At 46.0% G+C, this 22,432-nt stretch carries 18 protein-coding genes; 15 read left to right on the top strand and 3 right to left on the bottom strand.

From position 1 onward, the window contains the following. The first annotated feature begins 4 nt into the window (after nucleotides 1–4). The 7 genes from RID53_RS35445 (at nucleotide 5) to RID53_RS35415 (ending at nucleotide 6,840) form a co-directional block, all read left to right on the top strand. Complete coding sequence (locus tag RID53_RS35445) at nucleotides 5–1,747, top strand: eCIS core domain-containing protein (RefSeq protein ID WP_446392556.1); 1,743 nt, start codon at nucleotides 5–7, stop codon at nucleotides 1,745–1,747. 47 nt (nucleotides 1,748–1,794) lie between these two features. Continuing rightward, entirely contained in the window at nucleotides 1,795–2,175 is a 381-nt protein-coding gene (locus RID53_RS35440) for a hypothetical protein (protein ID WP_446358707.1), read from the top strand. A 148-nt stretch (nucleotides 2,176–2,323) separates the two neighbouring features. Continuing rightward, the gene (locus tag RID53_RS35435) at nucleotides 2,324–3,415 is read left to right on the top strand and encodes an eCIS core domain-containing protein (protein WP_446392555.1); all 1,092 of its coding nucleotides are present in this window, start codon (nucleotides 2,324–2,326) and stop codon (nucleotides 3,413–3,415) included. 18 nt (nucleotides 3,416–3,433) lie between these two features. Next, on the top strand, nucleotides 3,434–4,255 hold the full coding sequence (locus RID53_RS35430; protein WP_446392554.1) for a HEAT repeat domain-containing protein: 822 nt from the start codon (nucleotides 3,434–3,436) through the stop codon (nucleotides 4,253–4,255). A gap of 308 nt (nucleotides 4,256–4,563) precedes the next feature. Continuing rightward, on the top strand, nucleotides 4,564–5,589 hold the full coding sequence (locus RID53_RS35425; RefSeq protein WP_446392553.1) for an eCIS core domain-containing protein: 1,026 nt from the start codon (nucleotides 4,564–4,566) through the stop codon (nucleotides 5,587–5,589). A gap of 53 nt (nucleotides 5,590–5,642) precedes the next feature. Further along, nucleotides 5,643–6,521: a hypothetical protein gene (locus RID53_RS35420; protein WP_446392552.1), complete on the top strand. Its 879-nt coding sequence runs from the start codon at nucleotides 5,643–5,645 to the stop codon at nucleotides 6,519–6,521. Nucleotides 6,522–6,579: 58 nt separating this feature from the next. Next, nucleotides 6,580–6,840 carry a hypothetical protein gene (locus RID53_RS35415; RefSeq protein WP_446392551.1) on the top strand — a complete coding sequence of 87 codons (261 nt, stop codon included), beginning with the start codon at nucleotides 6,580–6,582 and terminating at the stop codon, nucleotides 6,838–6,840. Nucleotides 6,841–6,884: 44 nt separating this feature from the next. Here the strand turns inward: RID53_RS35415 and RID53_RS35410 are convergent, their stop codons facing one another. Then, on the bottom strand, nucleotides 6,885–8,087 hold the full coding sequence (locus RID53_RS35410; RefSeq protein ID WP_446392550.1) for an HhoA/HhoB/HtrA family serine endopeptidase: 1,203 nt from the start codon (nucleotides 8,085–8,087) through the stop codon (nucleotides 6,885–6,887). A 233-nt stretch (nucleotides 8,088–8,320) separates the two neighbouring features. On the opposite strand from RID53_RS35410, the gene RID53_RS35405 reads away from it, so the two are divergent. Both RID53_RS35405 and RID53_RS35400 read left to right on the top strand, forming a co-directional pair. Next, the gene (locus tag RID53_RS35405; RefSeq protein ID WP_446392549.1) at nucleotides 8,321–8,704 is read left to right on the top strand and encodes a metal-sensing transcriptional repressor; all 384 of its coding nucleotides are present in this window, start codon (nucleotides 8,321–8,323) and stop codon (nucleotides 8,702–8,704) included. Nucleotides 8,705–8,956: 252 nt separating this feature from the next. Beyond that, complete coding sequence (locus tag RID53_RS35400; protein ID WP_446392548.1) at nucleotides 8,957–10,453, top strand: hypothetical protein; 1,497 nt, start codon at nucleotides 8,957–8,959, stop codon at nucleotides 10,451–10,453. Nucleotides 10,454–10,784: 331 nt separating this feature from the next. Here RID53_RS35400 and RID53_RS35395 read toward each other — a convergent pair whose 3' ends face one another. Then, complete coding sequence (locus RID53_RS35395; RefSeq protein ID WP_446392547.1) at nucleotides 10,785–11,693, bottom strand: Rpn family recombination-promoting nuclease/putative transposase; 909 nt, start codon at nucleotides 11,691–11,693, stop codon at nucleotides 10,785–10,787. Between the two features lie 235 nt (nucleotides 11,694–11,928). Continuing rightward, nucleotides 11,929–13,338, bottom strand: a complete 1,410-nt coding sequence (locus RID53_RS35390) for a DUF1517 domain-containing protein (protein WP_446392546.1) — start codon at nucleotides 13,336–13,338, stop codon at nucleotides 11,929–11,931. Between the two features lie 438 nt (nucleotides 13,339–13,776). On the opposite strand from RID53_RS35390, the gene RID53_RS35385 reads away from it, so the two are divergent. The 6 genes from RID53_RS35385 (at nucleotide 13,777) to RID53_RS35360 (ending at nucleotide 22,238) form a co-directional block, all read left to right on the top strand. Continuing rightward, a complete protein-coding gene (locus RID53_RS35385; RefSeq protein ID WP_446392545.1) occupies nucleotides 13,777–14,916 on the top strand; it encodes a DegT/DnrJ/EryC1/StrS family aminotransferase in 1,140 nt (379 codons plus the stop codon). Nucleotides 14,917–14,950: 34 nt separating this feature from the next. Continuing rightward, nucleotides 14,951–15,850 (top strand): cyanoexosortase B, encoded by a 900-nt coding sequence (gene crtB / locus RID53_RS35380; RefSeq protein ID WP_446392544.1) that lies wholly within the window; start codon nucleotides 14,951–14,953, stop codon nucleotides 15,848–15,850. 153 nt (nucleotides 15,851–16,003) lie between these two features. Then, nucleotides 16,004–16,711 carry a cyanoexosortase B system-associated protein gene (locus tag RID53_RS35375; RefSeq protein ID WP_446392543.1) on the top strand — a complete coding sequence of 236 codons (708 nt, stop codon included), beginning with the start codon at nucleotides 16,004–16,006 and terminating at the stop codon, nucleotides 16,709–16,711. Nucleotides 16,712–17,142: 431 nt separating this feature from the next. Beyond that, nucleotides 17,143–18,477, top strand: coding sequence for an RNA-guided endonuclease IscB (gene iscB, locus RID53_RS35370; protein ID WP_446392542.1), 1,335 nt, complete (start codon nucleotides 17,143–17,145; stop codon nucleotides 18,475–18,477). Further along, nucleotides 18,458–19,747, top strand: a complete 1,290-nt coding sequence (locus tag RID53_RS35365; protein ID WP_446392541.1) for a polysaccharide biosynthesis/export family protein — start codon at nucleotides 18,458–18,460, stop codon at nucleotides 19,745–19,747. The genes iscB and RID53_RS35365 overlap by 20 nt, the downstream gene beginning before the upstream one ends. A 265-nt stretch (nucleotides 19,748–20,012) precedes the next feature. Continuing rightward, entirely contained in the window at nucleotides 20,013–22,238 is a 2,226-nt protein-coding gene (locus tag RID53_RS35360) for a GumC family protein (protein WP_446392540.1), read from the top strand. Nucleotides 22,239–22,432 lie beyond the last annotated feature (194 nt).

Genomic DNA, 22,432 nt, shown 5'->3' with positions numbered 1-22,432 from the left:
CATCATGTATAAACCCCTACAAAAGAAAAATTCCTCCTGGACTCCAACAACGGCACAGAAAAAGAGCAAGAGTCCGTCTAAATTAGGGCATTTTTCGATTCAACCCAAGCCAAATCAAAAATCGTCTCAGTCGCCGGAAATAGGGGAGTATTCCAGAGAGTCGGCGGATAGACTAGCCGCGAATGTGATGCGAAGTCTGGAAGCCAAGGGGTCTCAGGAGACAGAAACGCCAACAGTGCAGCCTCAGTCAGAATCAAGGATTTCAGTTGCTGATGTCGTCGGACAGAGAATGTCCACCCTGACTCCACACACCCTGACTCTACTCCAGAGAAAGTTAACAGTCGGGCAGCCAGGAGATAAGTACGAACAGGAAGCCGACACAGTAGCGGCAAAAGTCGTCGAACAGATTAATTCTCCCACGTCCCAGCAATCCGTACAAGGAAAAGTAGAGCCTGTCGTTGAGCCAACAGTGAGGCGTGATGGTGGTGTTGGTGGAGGTACGGTTGATGCTTCCGTTGAGCAAAGTATTCAGCAAGCCAAAGGTGGCGGACAGGGGCTTTCCGAGGACGTTAGAGAGCCAATGGAACAGGCGTTTGGGGCTGATTTTAGTGGCGTGAGGGTGCATAACAATAGCAATGCTGATCAGCTTAATCGCTCCTTAAATGCCCGGGCGTTTACGACAGGTCCGGATATCTTTTTTAAGCAGGGAGAATATAATCCAGGAAGTCGGGATGGGCAAGAGTTATTGGCACATGAATTAACTCATGTAGTTCAGCAGGGAGTTGGTCAAAAACAAACTTTGCAAAGAACTCTAGGGGATGGACATGACTTAACCTCTCCTCGTTTCTCCAAATTGCTGGATTTGGAGGAAGCATACGATGACGAAACCCTGATTAAGAAAGGCTCCTCTGGTCGAGGTGTGCAAGCTATCCAGCAAGCTTTATACGACATCGGCATCCCCCTGCCAAAATTTGGAGCAGACGGGGAATTTGGCGCAGAAACTGATGCCGCAGTTCGTCAATTTCAAAAAGGCAAAGGTCTTGTACCCGATGGACTGGTTGGTCCGAAAACAATGGCTGCTCTTGATGCTCGTTTCCCACCTGTGACTCTTCCGGCTAAGGCTAAATTAAGAGCTACGTGGAATTGGTCTTGCGTAAAGGATATTCTCTGTCCTTGGAGTCCTCACACGGTTGATGTACTGAGTTCCTATACTGTCAAATCCTTTGATAGTATCTTCTGGGATGACGAGAAGTGGGATGGTAAATCTTGGGTTGTAGATCCATTTCCTGGTGGAGGATACCAAAGCACATCTGACAGGGAAATTGGTCTTCTCAATGATGAAACCTGCGAGGCAGTTGCGGAAACTCTTTACCACGAGGTACTCCATGCTAAGCAACCTAGTACCCACTCTACTACTCAAGAGGTAGAAGGCTATGCTTATCGAATTGGGGAGGAATTTTCTATCGGAATGGGTCTCTCTGGGTTTCCTGAACTTCGCTCCAGTGATGCTCAAGGGCGGGAGTATGCTGATCAAGCTAAGGTAGACGAATTTGTAGCGGCTGAGTACCCTTCAGTTGCAGGAGGAGGAGAGGAAATCATCGGACGATTAGGTTCTGGTCCTGATGTGGAGGTTCTTCGCCCAGATGGTAGTGTTTATGTTCGACCTGCAAAGATTGGCGAAAAGGTTCCTGGTCCAATCCGGACAGTTAACGAAGTGACACATGATACTTCTAAATGGACATGTTAATCCACTTTCTCAGCTACTTTCTCAATGTCGTTAACCCGAATCCTCCTATGTCTCCTACTCTCACTGGACAAACGGTTACCATCACTTATGAGTCAAACCTAGCTATAGGTCATGGTCACTTTGAACTGAATAACCCCGACGATTCTCCCCTTTCAGCTTCTGTGAAACATCTTTGGTTAAAGGTAGGAGATGAGCGTCAGTTAGTACAGCCAGTTACTGTCTGGGATCGAGAGGAACAAGTCAGTTTAGACCCCCAGTCTTTCCAAGTTAGCGCCAATGATTCTTTGGAATTTTATATGACTTTTCCCAAAATAACAGATCAACCTGCCTTTGGAGAGTCTGTGGGGGTCGTATTACAGTTGCAGGCAGGTGAGGTTTGCCTAGAAGCGACGTCTCCTATAAAGTTGGTAAGGCGATGGAGACGGTAAATTAAAACGTCAAATCGGAGAAAAGGTATAAGGTGAAGGGGAAGCCGTGCGATCGCGCTTGGGAATTTGTCCTGGAAAGCCCCATTTAACGAGACAGTAGATAGCAAAATTAGCTGTGTTAAAATGACAATCTAATAACGTGTAGGCGATGGCTGTTTTGGTTAGTGCGATCGCGGATACAGAAACGCCAACAGTACAGCCTCAGTCAGAATCAAGGATTTCAGTTGCTGATGTCGTCAGACAGAGAATGCCTACCCTGACTCCACACACCCTGAGTCCACTCCAGAGAAAGTTAACAGTCGGGCAACCAGGAGATAAGTACGAACAGGAAGCCGACACAGTAGCGGCAAAAGTCGTCGAACAGATTAATTCTCCCACGTCCCAGCAATCCGTACAAGGAAAAGTAGAACCAGTAGCTCAGCCAACAGTGATGCGTGATGGCGGAGTTGGTGGAGGTGCGGTTGATGCTTCTGTTGAGCAAAGTATTCAACAAGCCAAAGGTAGCGGACAGGGGCTTTCCGAGGACGTTAGAGAGCCAATGGAACAGGCGTTTGGGGCTGATTTTAGTGGCGTGAGGGTGCATAACAATAGCAATGCTGATCAGCTTAATCGCTCCTTAAATGCCCGGGCGTTTACGACGGGTCCGGATATCTTTTTTAAACAGGGAGAATATAATCCAGGGAGTCGGGATGGGCAAGAGTTGTTGGCGCATGAGTTGACTCATGTAGTGCAGCAGACCACTGCTTCAAAGCCAATAGCACGGATGAAAACTGAGGTAATCCAACGAGTTGCTGTGGCTGCACCTGCTGTTGTTTTTGGTCCTGTGGGTTTGACAATTGTTGGATTTGGGATTGTTGTTTGGTACTTGAACAACGGCGGTTGGGAAGAAATTGGCAGGATTAGTAATGTTATTACTAGAGGTATTGATGGTACTCTGGAAGACCTTGAAAATATACTTAATAGAGCGGGTGATACGGCTAGAGAGGGGCTAAGGGAAATTGAAGATTATATTCGAGAACATATTTTCCCAATGGCTGCTCGGGGAAATCAAGCGGATACAGGCATATTGGCAGAAGCTAACGAACTCATAAGTAGCGGTAGAGCTGGAGATATTTGTGAAGCACTGGCTATCTTGATGGCGGCAGCTAAAGCTGCTGGAGATACCAACAAAATCAACAGAATCAAAGCAACCCAAAAAGCAAAAAGATGTAGGCACAGTCGCCATAGTCGCGATAGTTAGAGTTAAGGAGTTATTTTCATGCAAGATACTAGGATTAATAAGTTAATAGAAAAGTGTGCTTCTGGCGAACCTAAAGAGCAAGCTTTTGCACTTCAGGAATTAGTCAAAATGAAAGCTGATTCGGCTGTCCCCGTGATATTAGAATTACTGCATTCTTCTGATGAGGGAATTCGCTTCTGTGCAGCAGAAGCTCTTGGTGATTTGGGAGAAAACGAAATTGAATCTGTTGGCTGTGCACTTATAAACTTACTAGTCGATCCAAAAGAGCTGGTTAGATCGGGGGCAACAGATTCCTTGGGAATACTTGCTTATAAACCAGCAAGAGATTCAATCGAGTCCTTGTTACTTAACGATTCGGCTCCCCTGGTTCGGGCGTCAGCAGCAGAAACGCTTGGAGATCTAGGAGATCCTGATGCTCTAGATACTTTAAAATCAGCAATGCAAGATCCTGATGAAGCAGTTCGGTCATATACGGCTAACTCCCTCGGACTTGTAGGTAAACCCGATCTATTACCACAGCTTCAAACTTACATTGAATCAGAAGATTCCCTAGAAGTTAAAGCTGAACTATTAGCAGCTAAATACAGGCTTGGTGACACGGAAGCCATGAAATCGCTATTGACTTTTTTTGAAAATGCGGATGAAGATTTAGCTACCGTTATGCTCAATATATTAGGTGATTTGATAGATCGCAAAATACCATTAACAATTACTTCTGATGCATCCGAAATTTGTCAAGTATTGAATTTACTTGAAAAGCGTTTCCCACTATTAGCTCATCATAGTCAGAGCATTATAGCAAAATTAGCCGTGTTAAAATCACAATCTAATCAAGTGTAGGCGATCGCTTTTTTGAGTGCGATCGCGGATCTTGTCGGCTGCGTTAACGAAGTAACGCACCCATCCAACTTGATGACAGTGCGTTATGGCAAGATTTATGCTTTATGCGCTACGTTGTTTCTCGCAGTTCGCTGGTGTGTACTGATAGTGTTCTGGATAGGCGATGAGGAGATAGAATGATAGAGTTTCCTCCAGGATTAAGCTGGATTCAATAAATCATCAGGTAACTGAGGCGGCATCATGTATAAACCCCTACAAAAGAACAATTCCTCCTGGACTCCAATGGTGCGCCTGGGGATAAGTATGAGGTGGAAGCTGATACCGTAGCGCGTCAGGTGATGTTAATGCCTGCACCTGTCAACAATCAGCCAATTCAACGGGAAGGGATAGCCGAGGAAAAGGTTGAGAAAGTGCAAGCTAAACCAATCGCTGCTTCTATTACTCCCCTAGTGCAACGGGAGATGGCATTAGAGGATGAGAAGCAAGAAAAGGTTCAAGCTAAGGCAACCTCAGATGGCGGCTTTGAGACGAGCAGTAATGTAGAGACTCAGTTGAATGCCTCTAAGGGCGGTGGTAGTCCTTTATCGCATGAGGTGCGAAGCTTCATGGAGCCGCGCTTTGGTGCAGATTTCAGCTCAGTAAGGGTGCATACGGGTGGTGAAGCCGTGCAGATGAGTCGGGAGTTGGGCGCTCAGGCGTTTACTCATGAGCGGGATATTTTCTTTGGGGCTGGGAAGTCTCCTGGTAATAATGAGTGGACTGCCAACGAGTTGACTCATGTGGTACAGCAAGGAAGAGAACAGATTGCACTAAATATTAAAGAGATCGCTCAATCCAAACAATTTACTAATGAAAAAGAAATAAATCCACAAGTAGAGCTAAGTAACAACAAAGGAGGAGGAACTGAAAAAGAATGTGCAGACATTTTACGAAGAATACGCAATCTTATACAAGAAGTCAGAAAACGGATAGGAGAACTAGCAGAAAATCTACATAACTTACCTGAGACTCACCCAGATGATGATAAAAAACCTAGACTCAGTAAGAGAGGTCATCGGCGGCTGATTAATGAAGCAAAAGAAAGTTTAGCTGCACAAAAAGCAAAATATGTGGCAAAGTGCGGTCAACTCCCTGAAGATGTTCGAGAATCAGACGATCCAAATGTTAATTGGTTTAGACTACCTGACTGGGCAGTTAGAGCAGGAGTGATTATAGTTGCTGGGGCTATAGTCATAGGAGCGGCTGTCACCCTTCCATCCTGGGGTTTGGCAGCACTAATTACACTAGCTAGCCTATTAGGACTACAGTTAATCGATCGGCGACCTATTCATTAAATAGAGCTGAGCATAAATATCTATGAAGACCCCCAATATAACGAGAATAAGTTATGATTGAACAATTCAAAAAAACTATCTATCAAGCCCTCATTTGCGGTGATACTAAGCTACTTAGGGAATGTTTTTATAAACTCAAAGGTTTAATGTTGGAGGAAAAAAATTTTAGTCCAGAAGATATAGATTTTTTCATCAATTTACTAGAGCAACCGAAATTTATAGGTCTAGGAGGAGGATGGTATTTTGCAATGCTCTTTCAAATTCCTAGAGAGAGTTTGTCCTTTGCCCAACGAGATCGAATTAACTCTGCAATGTTAATCGCTTACGATTCTATTGAAAAAATTTCTCCAGAACTATTTTCAGAAGCTATTGAACAAGCTATTAATTCAGGAGAAGAAATGCAGATGAAAGAATGTGCAAAAGCCATATCATCTGCCGTTTCAGGACTCAGCTATTTTCCAGATAAGTACTTAAACTTGATTCTTGGTTTTCTCAAACAAAATCGTTTCTTGACCTCAAAAGGAGCATGGCATTTACTCTATATTTTAGAAATAGAAAATTGGGAATTCCTCTCTGAAGATCAGAAAAATCGGCTCCTGCCGTTGCTAGAAAGTTCCTACAGTTCATTTACGGATTGGATGGCATGGTTTGTAATATCGGAAATGCTAGGGGAATACTTTGCCAACGAGCAAGCATTTCAAGTATTATGCCGACTGAAGAATATCGAAGCGGCGGAACCGCGTTCGTTGATACCTCATGGATTAGAGCATATTGTCAAGGATTCTCATGACCAACAACTAGCACAAAAGGCATATGCGGAGCTTTTACAGATGAAGTACGACCCTTCTGAACAAGTCCGCGATGAGGTTAATGCATCTTTGCAAAGGATAGCTAATCGAGGTATCGAAATTAGAATTGAGGACATATACTGACTGGCTACCAGCCTTATCCTTGCCAACCCTAACCTGGGCAAGACCTTTTCTGCCGCTCATGAGATTACCGGATGCACTGCTGGAACACCCAGAGGTTTGGAAATCAATTTATACTCAGGCAGCGAGCGAGCATGAAACCCGTCTGAGGTTGAGAGATTGGGCAGTAGGAATGGATGGCGGATATGGCGAACTCATGCGGCAGGTTGTCACCAAGGCGTTTCAACAGTTAGCTGAACAGATGGGACGGGAGGTAGCAGTTGATTTAGCTGCGATCGCGCCTGAAAGTGTGTCCGAGAAACGTGATGGATTGGAATGGTAGGGGCGCACAGACGTGCGCCCTTTGAATCAAACCGATATGTTTCGTTACGTTGTTTCTCGCATTTCGCTGGTGCGGACTGATAAAGTTTTCGTCTGGTTACCCCGCACCACTTTGACTTGGAGAACTTGATTCACACCACTATTCTCAACTAAACGTTGTAACTGTTCTGCACTCGTCACCGATTGTCCATTAATGGCTGTGACAACATCCCCACGACGCATACCTCCTGCTGCTGCTGGAGAATCAGGTACAACTTGCACGACTAAAACCCCATTCACTTCCGGTACCATAAACGAGGAATTGGGATCGCGATTATTTTCTTGCGCCAGTTGCGGGGTTAGGGTAGTCATGCGAATACCGATGAATGGGTGGACAACTTTTTCACCCCGCATCAGCTTGGCGGTAATTTCTTTAGCTTTATTAATGGGAATGGCAAACCCAATCCCCATCGCATCTGGACGAATCGCGGTATTGATACCAATCACTTGTCCCTGTTGGTTTAACAGTGGACCCCCAGAGTTACCAGGGTTAATGGCGGCGTCGGTTTGAATGAAATCAAGTCGTTTTTCGGGAATCCCAGCTTCTGCACTCGATCGCTGGAGAGTACTGATAATCCCTAGCGTCACGGTATTATCTAACCCCAAGGGATTGCCCACCGCGATCGCCCAATCCCCAACTTGTACATTAGTCGAGTCTCCCAGTGAGACAACAGGCAAATCGTTGCCATCAATTTTGACCACCGCTAAATCTGTGATTTCATCGACACCTTGCACATTCCCTTCAAACTGGCGTCCGTCTTTGAGAATCACCGTTACCTTATCTGCCCGATCCACCACATGGGCATTGGTGACAACTACACCAGTGGGATCAATAATAAACCCAGATCCTTGACCCCGCAGACGCCGTTCTTGGGGCATTTGGGGAAACGCATCCTCCCCGAAAAACCGCCGGAAGAAGGGATCATCAAGAAATGGATCGAGGCGGCGTGTTACTGTACGTTCCGTGTCAATTCGTACCACAGCCGGTCCCACTTGATTCACCGCCGCCGTGACAAAACTGCCGCCGATATCGGTAATGGGTGGGCGTTGGGCGAGAACTATTGGGGATTCGGGTTCATTTGTCAAGATCGGTTCAGCGTGAGAGGGTGAGACATTATAAAACCCAACCGTCAACAGAACACCTGTCGCGATCGCGATCAGATAAGCGCTGATTTGGCGTAATCGAGGAAACAACGTTGTCAATCGCATAGCCTTATTCTTAAGTTCAGTTGTATGTATCTATGATCATCTATCCAAATTATTGTCACAAGCACTTAACATTGGCTGGTTGATCCAGGACGTTCTTTGAGCCAAGAGTGTTTCAGCGATGGGCGGTTCCCCTTCCTTAGAAAACCTGGCTCCCAAACATCTCAACTCTGGATTAGGATGAACAGTAAGAACCAATCCATCAACGTTGCCAATCCCGAACTGGAGCTAAGCCATTGATTAATGAAACCTATACTCGGTCAGACTCAGACCAACATTCGCTAAATCAATCCTTCCACACCAGTCATGGTGAGCATGATCATGATCATGCTGGATCTACCCATGCCCATGTTCACGATGAAGAGTCTCTGCGGCGAATTGTCAATCGGCTTTCTCGAATTGAGGGACATATCCGAGGGATTAAGACGATGGTACAGGAAAGTCGCCCTTGTCCCGATGTGTTGGTGCAAGTTGCTGCCGTGCGAGGCGCATTAAATCGAGTTGCCCGGATTATTCTAGATGAGCATTTAAGTGAATGTATCGGTCGGGCGGCTGAGGAAGGTAACATGGAGGCGGAAATTGAACAATTGAAGACGGCGTTAGATCGATTTTTGCCGTAGTTCTCTTGGGGAGGGAGAGGTGAAGTTTTGAGTTTGTGTAGGGGCGAGTTTCACGACTATCGTTTCTGACCTCACCCCGATGGAATTAAACCCGCCCGTGTGCAGGGGGACAGGGAGAAAATCTGGACGGGTGGATACATTGAGATCTCCATTATGATCCCGATTTTGAGCATAATATAGAACTATCTGGCTATAAATTCCTGCTGAATATTGTTCTCAGCACAAGGTTTAAATCTAGAGTGCGATCGCCTTATGGCTAATTTTTACTGGAAACGTCCCTATACCGCCCTTGCCGCGTTATTGGTGGGGGTAACTGGCTGTTCATGGAATTCTCCTCCTGATACGGCTAAAAATCAGCATTCCCCATCCCAAGCGGACTCCCCGGCTGAATCCATTCTCGCGGTGGAAAATTCTCCATCCTGTCCGCCCCAAGTTGATCCCTTTACCAAAGCGATTGACAAAGCGATGGGGGCGGCGAATCTGGCTCAATCTGCCCAATCGCCCCAAGATTGGGATTTGGTTGTCTTAGGCTGGATTCAAGCGATTGAAGCGATGCAGTCGGTGCCACCGGATAGTCCGAAACGAGCCTTTGCTCAGAAAAAGGTGGCAGAATATCTAAACAACTTAGATGTTGCCCAACAAAAAGCCACGACAAAAACCTCTCCTCTACCCTTTGCCAGCTTTAATAACCCCATCTTTGAAGAACAACTCCTGCTGTATCTGTCTTATGTCGCCGCCGTTGGTCCTCCAGATGTCCTGATTGTAGGTAGTTCACGGGCATTAGTTGGTGTTGATCCGCAACAACTGCAACAAGTGCTGGCGCGTTACGGTAAAGGGGGGTTAAAAATTTTCAACTTTGGCGTGAATGGGGCGACGGCTCAAGTGGTTGATTTTCAACTGCGGCAACTTTTAACGCCAGAACAACTCCCGCGCCTGGTGATTTGGGCAGATGGCGTGCGGGCGTTTAATAGTGGGCGAACGGATAAAACCTATAATAGTTTGGCAACATCGGCGGGCTATCAACAGGTAATGGCAGGGAATCGCCCCAACCTACCGGAATCGACGACCAAAACCCCAAATACTTGTGAAGAGATTCCGGCATCCATTACCCAGAGTCCCGACTCAGAAAAATCCACACAACCGCGAAATACTATACCTGCTAATGACACGGCTGAACGCTGGCGATTAACCCGCGTTTCCTTTGAAACCAGTAGCAATCCTGTCACCACTCCAGAGACGCGGTTGCTCTTAACTCAGTTAGGGGGAAGCCAACCGCAACGACTAGCACTGGCACGTAATACTACAGGGTACAGTGCGATCGCGATGGATGCCAATGGCTTTTTGCCGATGGATAGTAAATTTGACCCAAAAACGTACTATCAGCAAAATCCGCGTGTGGCGGGGCGTTATGATGCCGATTATCAACCCTTTAGCTTTGCCGGTCCGCAGACGGTGGCGTTGAATTCGATTCAGGCGTTTTTAGCACAGCAGCAGATTCCTTTGGTGATTGTGAATTTGCCTGTAAGTGATGATTATTTAGATTCGGTGCGTTTAACTCGTGAACGGCAATTCCGCAAGCGAATGCAGCAGAAGGCGGCTCGGAATGAGTTTGTTTTTGTTGATTTAGGAGAACAATGGAAAAATCAGAATCAGTATTTTGCTGATCCGAGTCATCTTAATCGGTATGGCGCAGCGGCTGTGGCGAGTCTCTTAGCCGATAAGTCTGAGATTCCTTGGTCTCAACGTTGAGAGGGGATGAGGGTAGGAAAAGGTTAGCGAAAGCACATATAGCAACCGCCATAGCGGTTAGGACACATCATTTATGTAGGGCTTGCTGCATAAGTGTGTAAGGTAGACTAGATAGGGGTTTCAAGCCATTTTCCGACCCAACAAGTGCAAGGTTTTTACACTATAACCGTCTTGCATCCTGGAATTTTTGCCGACCTCAGCGCTGAATTCTCCCTCGACAGAGGGTTGAAACCATTGCCCATTGCCTATTCCCTATTGCCTCTCCCCACCACAAGACTTATTCAGCAGACCCTATGTAGAGACACGCCATGGCGCGTCTCTACAATGGTGCTTATTCCGCCGATGTATCTTGTTCCAGCCAACTCGACAAATCTTCCAGGCTATTAAAGCTTAAAATTGTCTGGACTAAACGTTCTAAATCTTTTCCAGACAAACCTTCGATTTTCCGGCTAATGTTTTTAGGAATTTCGCCAAAACGCTGCTGGAGAAAAGCTATTACTACTCCGAGCTTTCCTTGTAGAATTCCTTCATCTTTAGCTTGAATGATTCGCCCTGTTTCATCTTGTAACATTATTGCTCGCCGCTCCAATTCCTCCAATTCGGCTACGGTGAGATTGGCTTGATTCGCGATATTTAGCGCTTTTTCTATTGCAGATACTTCCGCTAATGGTGCTGGAATGCTTTCCCAGGTTGCTGCTTCTTTAATAAAGTAAATCCACTTATCCGTCAAACTATTTAACTCAGACAAGGTTTTATTGAATTTTGGTAATTCTATGAAAATGAGTTGTAATTCTACAGCTTTATACTTAAATGACTCTTCCTCTTCCTTGAAAATAAACTTTGTCACAACTTTAGGGGTTTCTTGAAACATGATAAAACCAGCAATATTTATAGCAATTACTGGATTTAACAGCCAGTAACCTTCGCCAACGCCTAACTGATTGGCGTAAGTCTTAGCGAGGTTGTAAGCGACCTGTTTATCAAAAGCTTTTGTGCTGGATACTTGCATTTCAATAATAACAGTCGAGCCGTCATACAAAATGGCTCTCACGTCCAAATAGCTCTCCTTTAACTCTCGAACTTTACCAGGATTGTATGGGTTGAGAATGGTTAAAGAACGAATAACGTTTTTGTTACTATAAATAATGGCATTGAGAAAACTAATCAGTATTTCTTGGCTTTGGTCAGAACCAAATATTTTTTTAAACGCATAATCAACTTTAGGACTGATAAATTTCATGGTTTTTTCTCATCGATAAGAAGTAGGATAAAATTAAATTTAACAATATAGGGATATGGGAAATAAAAACGGGAGCCTGTCGCTTTTTGTATTTGTGTAGGGGCGATCCGCTGGCACAAATCAACAACTTTATCCCCTCAATTTGCTCGGATCGCCCTTTATTTAATCCCCTGTGTTAGTAGAGACGTTGCATGCAACGTCTCTACTTTTCCTCTTGAGGAGGCATTTTTCCTAATTAAATGATTTGAATCATATCCGTATATTCGGTCAACAATTCATCATAAGTTAGGCTATCGTCTTGACTCTGAGGACTCCAAAGCAGTTCCACGGTCATCAAATACTCAGGACGCACTGACGCGACTTTCTTTAATGCCTGATTCAGGGTTTCGGCTGAACGAATATCGCCAAACAACGGGTGATCATCTGCCGTTCCCACTAACAGCGTCACGACAATATAAGCCGCTGGGTCTTCTTGAGCATCAGGCATTACCGGAACCTTTTGCCGAACTCTTCCGCCAACATTGCTCAGGGTTTCGGCACTAAATTTGCTGCGTTCTTCTACCGAAAGTTGGGTAAATAGTGTTTTTGCTTCCTCGATATTAACGCTTTGCGAACGGCTTGAAACATGACTCCAGGTATCTGAATGACGTAGCAAAACTAACGCCGATTCTTGCAGCAGTTCGAGTAAGCCTTCGGGAGTCGTTGTATCGACAGTTAAGGCGAGTTCCGATAACTCTGATTGCAAGTTTGGGGTGTGAGCAAATAAGGCGACCTGTAATTTACTCACTGTGACAATATCATTGTCTAGTTCATTGGTGGCGGCTTTTCGGCGTTTGAGGAGAGACAAAATTAATCTGATTAGTAGATAAACAACTAGGAAAATCCCGACACCAAAAAATAGTAAAGCGATCAAGACGGGTAACGGGTTCGCTGATTTCGTGGAGTTCACCGCTTGAGTTGGATTCGTGGCTGGCGCGGTAGCTGGCGGTGGAGTTGTACTATTCGTTGATCCCGGATTGGTAAGGGTTTGATTGGGTTGTGGAGGCGGTGCTGAATCGGTTGTCGCTGAATCCGGAAGGGTTTGATTTTGGGGAGGCGGTGCTGAAGTTGTCCCTGGATAGGATGTTGATGGATAATCCTGGAAATCGTTATCGTCATTTTCGATTTCAATTTCCAGTTCCATGGAACTATGTCCATGTCCAGAAGACGGGTGAGAGGTACGCCTGGGATGGGTTGACGAGTGACTTGGTTGATGCGGCTTGGTTTGAGTCGGAGTTGGAGATGTGGGTTTCTCTAATGTCCCGCCACTAGCTCGTCCCCCAGTTGTTCCCCTATTGGTAGGATTAGATTGAGATGGAGATGTTCTCGACGACGATGGAGGGGAAGATGAACGGCTAGGGGAAGATGAACGGCTAGGAGAAGATGAACGGCTGCTACTGCTGGACCCCGAACGTGAGGATGAACCGCGACTAAAGGAACCGCCACCGCTGCGTCCCCCACTACTTCTAGCATAGGCGTCATGACCCCTATCAATCGAGGCGCTGATGCGATCGCGCGATACCTCTAGGTCTACACTGTTAATTAGGCTTAAACAAAGAGCGGTAGCCAATAACGTCTTAAAGTTCATCCGTTGTAGCCGATTCATGAAGTTCTCCCGATGCTACTCCCTTAGCTACAATTGTAGCTTTTTAAATTTACTTCCCTTCGTGACGCCACATACCGCAAAAACTAAGGTTTAGTTAAGTTATCGGTAGATACCAAAGTCTTATCGGTAAAACCCGCCCCGACAACGTTGCTACCAGACGTAGGTTAACCGGAAACTTTATCAAAACTTGACAATTCAGGGGTAGGCATTAGCACCTAAATCGGACATAAATTAAATAAGGGATAAAATCCTAAGTAGGTTGGTGGAAATAAACTCAACCTTATGAAGTTATGTTAAAAAGTCTCAAACCCTTACATAAGGACGGACGAATGACGAATGACGTAGCTTGCTTCTCAAGGGAAGCGAGTTCCCTACCGTTAACTTTAATTGTCCCCACCTACTTAACTCAGCAAACTCCTATTCTTTCCCAGTGTATTCATGAACCCCCCACCCCCAGAAACCATTCCCTTTGTTGATCTGACGCTGCAACACCAGCCGATTCAAGCGGACATTGAACAAGCGATTCAGACGGTTATCCAGCGCGGCGATTTCGTTTTAGGTCAAGCCTTAGCCGAGTTGGAAGCAGCATTTGCGGCGGCGTCTGGTGCAGAGTATGGTGTCGGTGTCGCTTCCGGGACGGATGCGATCGCGCTAGGATTACAAGCAAATGGGATTGGTGCAGGTGATGAAGTGATTGTTCCTGCCAATACGTTTATTGCCACCCTCATTGGTGTGCTTGAGGCAAAGGCGACGCCCGTCTTAACCGATTGTGACCCCAACACCGCCCTGATTGACCTGAATGCAGCACAAAGGGCAATCACTCCCAAAACCAAGGCGATTATACCCGTTCACCTCTATGGTCAGATGGTATCACCGCCGCAATCACTCAACTTTGCCCATAGCCATAACCTGTTACTCTTTGAAGACGCCGCCCAAGCCCATTTAGCCCAACGGGACGGGTATCGGGCGGGTTCGGTGGGTGAAGCCGCTGGTTTTAGCTTTTATCCGAGTAAGAATTTAGGCGCGTTTGGCGATGGCGGAATCGCCCTGACGAGTGATCCCGATGTCTATCAGACCTTGCGATCGCTGCGGAATTATGGCGCACCCCGTAAATATTATCACTCAGAACTGGGCAAAAATAGTCGCTTAGATTCCATCCAAGCAGCGATTCTTAACGCCAAGTTACCCCACTTACACCAATGGAATCAGTCTCGCAACGCCGCCGCCCAGTATTATGACCAATTATTAGCACCGCTAGCCGATAAAGGGATTATCCCCATCCAAAACCAAAGCGGTACGGGTCATGTGTATCATCTGTACGTCATCCGGATTACCGCCGCCTGTTCCCTGACTCGTGAAATGGTGCAAGAGAAACTCAATACCGCTGGGATTCAAACGGGTATCCATTATCCCCTCCCTTGCCATTTACAACCCGCTTATCACTATTTGGGCTATCAAGCGGGTGATTTTCCCCATGCCGAGACCCTGTGCCAGGAAATTTTATCATTGCCTATGTATCCTGGAATAAGTAACGCTCAAATTGAGCGGGTGGTTGATTGCCTCAATAGCCTGTTGTAACCGCATCCGGCGGCTGTAATTTCGGGGTACAATTATGCAACTTGGACAAAAGATTCCTACTGCTATTAACCGTCACCTGTGGGATGGTGCGATCGCAGCTTTACTGATTATCCTCTATGCGCCTTTACTCATCCACTGGTATGATGGCTGGCTGAATAAAAGTATTAGTATTGAGCATGAATACTTTAGCCACGGTTTAATTGGTTTGCCTTTTGCCGCCTACATCGCTTGGACTCATCGCCAGCAGTGGCAAGCCATACCAGATAAATCAAATTATATTGGGTTAGGATTACTGGCAGTTGGTGGTGTTTTTTATCTGTCGGGTCAATCGGAACTGGTTAATATTTCCTTTCCCACGGTTTTAGCGGGACTTTGTTTGTGGTTTAAAGGGATTCCGGGCTTACGCTTACAAAGCTTTCCCCTACTGTTGGTGATTTTGGCAACACCCACTGCCTTTCCTTACTTAATCGAACCCTACGCCTTGCCCCTACAACGCTTTATTGCCGGAGTTGCCGGATTTATTTTGATTCAATTTGGCATTGATGTTAATGTTGTCGGCATTAACTTATTTGTCGGCGGACGAATTGTGGAAGTTGCCCCTCACTGCGCTGGATTAAAGATGCTGTTTACCAGTTTATATGTGAGTTTAATGCTGTTGTACTGGAGTGGGGCGTGGATATCCCGACAGAAGACCACATTGTTGCTCATTGGTGCGGTGTTGGTTAGTGTAATTGGTAATATTATCCGCAATACCCTACTCACATTCTTCCATGGTACTGGGATGGATGGGGCATTCCATTGGCTGCATGAAAGTTGGGGTGGAGATCTATATTCGGCGGGAATGTTGGGTATTCTGGTGCTTTTACTGAAAGTCATTGAACGTTCTGTTGATGCCGAACCTCAAACCCCTGATTCTGTATCTGAGGGAGGTTAAAAAACGTTTGTATTTAGTCAGGGTGGGTTTTGTACAAACGTTACCATCAATAGCCAAGCCTAAAATCCCTAAACCCGCCCCTACACAAACTTAAAGACGCGCCATGACACGTCTGGAACACTCAAAACTCTTCCGCCCATGAAGGCAAATCAGATGAAATCCTCAAGACTGCGCCAGGTGATTAAACGCTTGCGATTCAACCGCGCGATCGTGTTACTGTTGTTGTTAGTCATTGTCGCGATCGGGGCAGTACCCAGTTATTTGACAGGCAACTGGTCGTGGATTGAGCCACCGAGATTTGCCAATTTCAGTAGCATCAAAGTGGTGCAAATTGAGGGGTTAGAGATTCCGGGCTGGGAAACCCTAGAGCAACGAACCGTAACCTTAGGGGGACATAAATGGTCGTATCAGGAAATTAAGGGAGACTTGGATAAACCTGTATTGTTATTATTACGTCCTCCTAATGGTCCGATTGATCAACCCCAGGTTGAATGGATGGATATTAATGGTGTCTTTCAATGGAAGAAGGATTCCCATCAACGCTTAAACTTTACCGTTGAAACGCAATCCCAGCAGGCGCAAGTTAATGCCCGTCTCTTTCGCGCTTGGACTCAACAACAAACCTTTGCCGTTGTTCAGTGGTACGCTTGGGCGACAGGGGGTCATCCCGCCACCCGTCAATGGTTTTGGGTTGACCAAATTGCCCAGTTAAAGCGTCAGCGAGTACCATGGATAGCGGTTTCTATCCAGATTCCCATGGAACCGTTAGGGGATTTGGCAGAGGTCAAACCTATCGCTGAATCTCTCAGTCAAACTGTGCAAAAAACGTTGATGACAGAACCGTTGGCGGGAGAGGATTAAGGGGCGCAGAGGGAGCAGAGGGAGCTGGGGAAGCAGGGGGAGTTATCGGTGGGGAGGGCGGGTTTTGTTGTTCCATTATTGGTGGATATTTGAATTGAGTCCCTAAACCCGCCCCTACAATTGTGGCTAAACCCGTCCTGATAATTGAGTGATGTGGAGGGAATAATTTTGAGTCAACAACCCACGCTTCATCCTTAACGGATAGAAGCGGGGCGTGTGAAAAGCGCCCTTGTTGATTAGCCTCAGCTAGAAATAGCTACGTTATCTCAGAATATATAGGCACTTCAGAATGCTTCACCAGTTCTGTGACACTGCGGTTTTACATTAAACATCTGTGATGGGTAACACAAGTGTGTAGAACGTACAAAACCTGAGATAACTTTGGCGAAGTGAACCACTCGCAAGAGACGAACTTGATCTAGTTCAAACCAATGCAAAAAGTACTCGTAGTCAACAAACATGGTAGACCTTTGATGCCGACAACACCTCGTAAAGCGAGAAAGTTGTTAGAAAGTGGCAGAGCCAAAATTTATGCTCGTAGACCTTTTACAATTCAACTTCTTTATGGATGTCGAGGTTATACTCAACCTGTAACTTTAGGCATTGATTCGGGTTATCAAACAGTTGGGTATAGTGCTGTAACTGAAAAAGAAGAGTTAATCGGAGGTGAATTAAAACTTTTAGAAGGAATGTCTGAGCGAATAACAGAACGTCGAAAATACCGTAGGACAAGACGTAATCGTTTACGGCATCGTCAACCTAGATTTGATAATCGGGAGCGTCAAGAAGAATGGCTGGCTCCAAGCATTCAACATAAATTTGATAGTCAGATCAAGCTAGTTGAGCGGATAAAAGCAAGACTTCCTGTGACTAGAGTTGTTGTTGAGACAACCAAGTTTGACATCCAGAAAATCAAAACCCCTCAGATTCAAGGCGAACAGTACCAACAAGGAGAACAGTATGGATGGAAAAATCTTTCTTCTTATGTTCGCCATCGTGATGGTTACAAGTGCCAAAACCCAGACTGCAAAAACAAGTCAGAACAAAAGATTTTGCAAGTTCATCATTTAGGCTTTTGGAAATTACCACCTGATCGAAGCAACAAACCATCTAATCTGATTACACTTTGCTCGAAGTGTCATACACCTGCAAATCATAAAAAAGGCAAGTCTCTGTTTGGATGGGAACCAAAACTCAAGTCATTTAAAGCTGAAACATTCATGACGATAGTGTACAAGAAGTTAGTTGAAACTTTAAATGTTCAAGAAACTTATGGCTACATTACTGAAGCGGATAGAGAAGCTTTGGAGTTGCCAAAAACGCATCAAAACGATGCTTTTGTTATCGCAGGTGGGACAAATCAGATACGATGCCAAGTACTTAACTTAGAGCAAACAAGGAGGAATAGACGCTCTCTTGAGCAGTTCTATGATGCCAAATATATTGATGTAAGAACCGGAAAAAAAGTTGCAGGTTCAGCCTTGTTTTCTGGTAGACGGACTCGAAATAAAAACTTAAACAGTGAGAACCTTAGAATTTATCGAGGGCAAAAAACAAGCAAGGGGCGACGTTCAATCAGAAAGTCTCGATATCCATACCAACAAAACGATTTAGTGATATTCGACGGGGAAGTGTATCGCGTTAGAGGTATGCAAAATTTAGGTGCCATCGTGGCTTTGTATGCAGATAAAAACTTAACGGCTGATGTCAAAAAAGTTCAACCTTATTTATGGAGGAAGGGAGTCTGTGAACAACTTACATCCTGACTCGCATTCATCTACGCTTGATGCTACGCATACAAGACGTAGGATTCTGCGAGATTTTGCTAAAGTTAATTGGTATGCTGTCGGCACATTAATCGCAATTGGCTGGTTAGGGCAAATTAATTCAATCGCTTGGGCAACGTCTCAGAGAATAGTAGAACCTTCAGCATCAACTCCCCAAAGAGAACATGCCCAAATTCCCACCTTGCCACCTCCACAAGACATTAATAGTCCGACAGAGGGCGTAAATATTAATGTTCCTGATCCCTTTGCCCCACCGCCCCCCCTGGGTTACCCAGAAGAATCGCCGCAAAGAGTCCCGGATACTCAATTTAATGAATATGTTCTCGGTATTGGTGATTCCATTGCGGTTACGGTAGAACGTTTTCCTGACCTTAATTTTTCCGGCACAATTGATTTACAAGGGAATATATTAGTTCCCTTAGTCGGTAAAATTAACGTCCTCGGACTTACTCCCGACCAAGTTGAAGCGAAACTAGCCGCCGCGTATAGTGAATTTGTAGTTGACCCTGATGTAACGGTGGTTCTAGCCGGATTGCGTCCCGCTACAATAACCATTGCCGGTGAAGTGACTCGACCGGGTTATTATTCCCTAGCGCCCGGTTCCCAGCTTACGGCGGCTCTACAAGCGGCTGGCGGAACCACGAATCTGGCTGACTTGCGTACTGTCATCGTGCGTCGGCGTTCTCCTGTGGATAATTCGATTATTGAACAACAGATTGATTTATTTACACCGTTGCAAAATGCGACAGCCTTACCGGATGTGCGTCTCCGGGATGGGGATTCTGTTGTCGTATTGGAATTGGAAACGGGTACAACTATGGATTATGACCGCAGTCTCGCCTCTCGCTCGACGCTAGCGACACCGCAAATTAGGCTGCGAGTCTTGAGTTATCCCACTGGTCGAATTGGCAACCTGGATTTGCCCAATGGCAGTAATTTTATTGATGCATTGACCTCGCTAGCGCCAAGTTTGGAGGATGCGGATTTAGGTGAGATTGCTTTAATGCGGTTTGATCCAGAACGGGGTAAAGTTGTGACCCAGGAGATTGATGGGAAGGCTGTCCTCATGGGTGATTTGGCGCAAAATGTCCCTTTGCAGAATGAAGATGTTATTGTGGTTGGTCGTAGCCTTATCGCTAAAATCAACTATGCTTTGCGTTTAGTGACTCGACCCTTTAGTGATTTTCTGGGATTTCGCAACTTTTTTGAGAATGTCGGGGATGTGTTTGGCTCAGGGGATAATAACTAGGGCTTGCTGAATCAGCATTGTGATGAGTGTTCCAGACGTGCCATGGCACGTCTGGGAGCAGGGAAGAGATGCAATTTGTTATCCGGACAAGACGTTGCTCGTTGAATGGCTGCGTGATCGCATCCCTTCCACTATCCTCTTACAGAGGTGCTGAGCTAGAATACAAGCACAGACCTTTTGACATAAGTTCTCTTAGTTTAGTATACCTCCATTCAGTGCATCCTCTCCTAGACTCCGCCTGCACGACTCGTTCAGTTAAATTGCTATGACTATCCCCTTAATTAAACGTTATTTAATCGCTCTTGATCGCTATAAATTTATTGGTATCGGTATTTTTGCTTTAATTACTGGCGGATCGGGCGTTGTGGCGATTATGCCATCTCCCCCCAGTGCTGTGTCTTACGAAGCTGTTGGAATTTTGTCGGTTACGCCTCCGGTGCAAACCTTTTCGGAAACTGGAACGCAAATTAAACAGCAGGGGTTGCAACTGACAGAAGAGAATCTGTTAGAGGAGAATGTAACTAAAGCTACCTCTATAGCTGTGGGCGCTGATCCTAAAGAAATCAAGGATAATGTGAAATTGAGATTCGACCCGCCGCAAGGAGACAAAGAAGCCGCGCCTCCATCAATAATCGGAGTGTTTTACAACGATGATGATCCGGAGCAAGCCGCCAAAACTGTAGAAGTGCTGATGCAAAAAATGATCGAGCAAAGTCGTTTGATTAATACTGGACGACTACAAGCGATGATTGACTTAATTGAAACACGCTCAGCCGAGGCAGAAGAAGAACTAAAACAGGCACAAGAAGAACTGGAAACCTTTAACCGGATTGAGGGTGCAGCCTTAGCCCTAGCTGAAGATAACAGCTTGCTGGCACAAATTAGTGCCAACCAACAACAGCAACGCCAAATTCAACAGACTCTCGAAGGAATTGAGAGTCAGATGGCTAGTTTGCAGAGGCGGTTGGGGTTGACGGCTGACCAAGCCTATACGAACTCTGCTCTCAGCGCTGATCCCACCATCGCTGGCTTGCGTCAACAACTACAACAAATTGAAACTCAGGAAGAACTGCTCAAGAGTCAAGGGTATAAAGACCAACACCCGAATGTGCAGGAGTTACAGCGACAGCAACGTACCTATGAAGCAATGCTGGCACGACGAGCCGCTGAGGTGATTCAGGGGAACGGCAGAGGTGAAGCGTTAACCCCGCCGCAAATCCGAGCCGATAGCAGCCTTGACCCCGCCCGGAAACAGTTGGCTGACACGTTGGTGTCATTATCAACCCAACGCGATACCCTGCAAGATCAACTGGAAACGACCAAAAGAATTGGACAGGAACTGCTTCAAGACTATCAACAGATTCCCACTAGGCAGCTTGAGCAGGTGCGCTTGCAGCAGCAGTTTCAGCTCAAACAAAACTTCTACAACACACTACAGTCTAAACTCATCGATGCCAAAGCCGCCGAAGCGGAAACCGTGAGCTATCTAAGCGTTAGTCAGCCTCCCGGCGTCCAGAAGAAAGGCGGGAAAGAATCAACTAATCCGATTGTCATCCTCGCTGGGGGAACCTTTGTCGGCTTAGTCGCGGCGGCTGGTGTGATTCTCATCCTAGCTATCTTGGATAGCAAACTCTACGCCGCGAAAGAAATCCAGCAATTGCTGGCACAACATGATGTCCCTGTCTTGGCAGAATTGCCTGTGGTGATGAGCATTGACCCAGATTTGGGACAAACGGGTATTTTACTCAAGTCAAGTTCACCTTATTTAGAGGTGTACGAACGGTTCCGCAGTAAGCTTTGTAGTGGGGAAAATAAATCCTTGAAAGTGGTGTTAATCGCCAGCACGGTTAACGGAGAGGGTAAAAGCACCACCGCTTATAATTTAGCGATCGCGTCAGCTCATGCGGGTAAGCGTACCCTATTAATTGAAGCCGATTTGCGCTCATCCTCTCAAGCCCATTTCCACCACGTCACCCCTGAACCGGAAGCGAAGACCCAACCCTTACCGTACTACGGGTCTAAGAGTGCTTGCATTCAATTAGCCCCAAATATTGAGAATCTCTATATCGTACCCAGTCCCGGACCCCAAAAACAAGCCGCCGCTATCCTAGAATCGCGAGAATTTCAACAGCTTATCAGCGATGCTCGCAATCGCTTTGACTTTGTAGTTATTGATAGTCCAGCGCTCTCCCTGTCCAATGATACCCTGTTGCTTGAACCCCTAGCCGATGGAATGGTACTCGTCACCCGACCGGGTTACAGCGACAAATCAATCCTGAATCTGGCAGCTCAAGAATTAACGGAAGCCGAGCCATCACCGCTATTAGGGGCGATTATCAACGGTGCGGATACCTCGATTCCAGTCAGCGCCACTGAGGTTGAGGAAGATATTGAACTGGAGTATGAAGACGAAGACGAAGACACCTTTGAAGATGAAGAATTAGAAGAAGAACAAGAGGAGCCAATTCCCACAGGTGCTACAAGGTCTTGATGTCATTCGTCATTTGTCTTATGTCATTTGTTGATTAGGAAGTTCACCTTGATGAAGTCTGATTGACATCCTTATTGACAGATGAAGACCACCGGATGAGGTATGGGATTAGCGAAGCGTTGCGCAGGGGGTATGGGGGAGGCGCTCGTCCCCCATTGGGGGGTCTGGGGGGCTAGTCCCCCAGAAACAACTGC

This window comes from Coleofasciculus sp. B1-GNL1-01, from assembly GCF_040220235.1.
Classification (GTDB): Bacteria; Cyanobacteriota; Cyanobacteriia; order Cyanobacteriales; family Coleofasciculaceae; genus Coleofasciculus.
Note: the sequence above shows the minus strand (reverse complement) of the source record. Positions and strands in the feature narration are given on the sequence as shown.

Excerpts from the sequence above, each read along its gene's own strand:
- RID53_RS35445 (WP_446392556.1), top strand. The coding sequence starts at position 5 with ATGTATAAACCCCTACAAAAGAAAAATTCCTCCTGGACTCCAACAACG.
- RID53_RS35440 (WP_446358707.1), top strand. The coding sequence starts at position 1,795 with ATGTCTCCTACTCTCACTGGACAAACGGTTACCATCACTTATGAGTCA.
- RID53_RS35435 (WP_446392555.1), top strand. The coding sequence starts at position 2,324 with ATGGCTGTTTTGGTTAGTGCGATCGCGGATACAGAAACGCCAACAGTA.
- RID53_RS35430 (WP_446392554.1), top strand. The coding sequence starts at position 3,434 with ATGCAAGATACTAGGATTAATAAGTTAATAGAAAAGTGTGCTTCTGGC.
- RID53_RS35420 (WP_446392552.1), top strand. The coding sequence starts at position 5,643 with ATGATTGAACAATTCAAAAAAACTATCTATCAAGCCCTCATTTGCGGT.
- RID53_RS35415 (WP_446392551.1), top strand. The coding sequence starts at position 6,580 with ATGAGATTACCGGATGCACTGCTGGAACACCCAGAGGTTTGGAAATCA.
- RID53_RS35410 (WP_446392550.1), bottom strand. The coding sequence starts at position 8,087 with ATGCGATTGACAACGTTGTTTCCTCGATTACGCCAAATCAGCGCTTAT.
- RID53_RS35400 (WP_446392548.1), top strand. The coding sequence starts at position 8,957 with ATGGCTAATTTTTACTGGAAACGTCCCTATACCGCCCTTGCCGCGTTA.
- RID53_RS35395 (WP_446392547.1), bottom strand. The coding sequence starts at position 11,693 with ATGAAATTTATCAGTCCTAAAGTTGATTATGCGTTTAAAAAAATATTT.
- RID53_RS35390 (WP_446392546.1), bottom strand. The coding sequence starts at position 13,338 with ATGAATCGGCTACAACGGATGAACTTTAAGACGTTATTGGCTACCGCT.
- RID53_RS35385 (WP_446392545.1), top strand. The coding sequence starts at position 13,777 with ATGAACCCCCCACCCCCAGAAACCATTCCCTTTGTTGATCTGACGCTG.
- crtB (WP_446392544.1), top strand. The coding sequence starts at position 14,951 with ATGCAACTTGGACAAAAGATTCCTACTGCTATTAACCGTCACCTGTGG.
- RID53_RS35375 (WP_446392543.1), top strand. The coding sequence starts at position 16,004 with ATGAAATCCTCAAGACTGCGCCAGGTGATTAAACGCTTGCGATTCAAC.
- iscB (WP_446392542.1), top strand. The coding sequence starts at position 17,143 with ATGCAAAAAGTACTCGTAGTCAACAAACATGGTAGACCTTTGATGCCG.
- RID53_RS35360 (WP_446392540.1), top strand. The coding sequence starts at position 20,013 with ATGACTATCCCCTTAATTAAACGTTATTTAATCGCTCTTGATCGCTAT.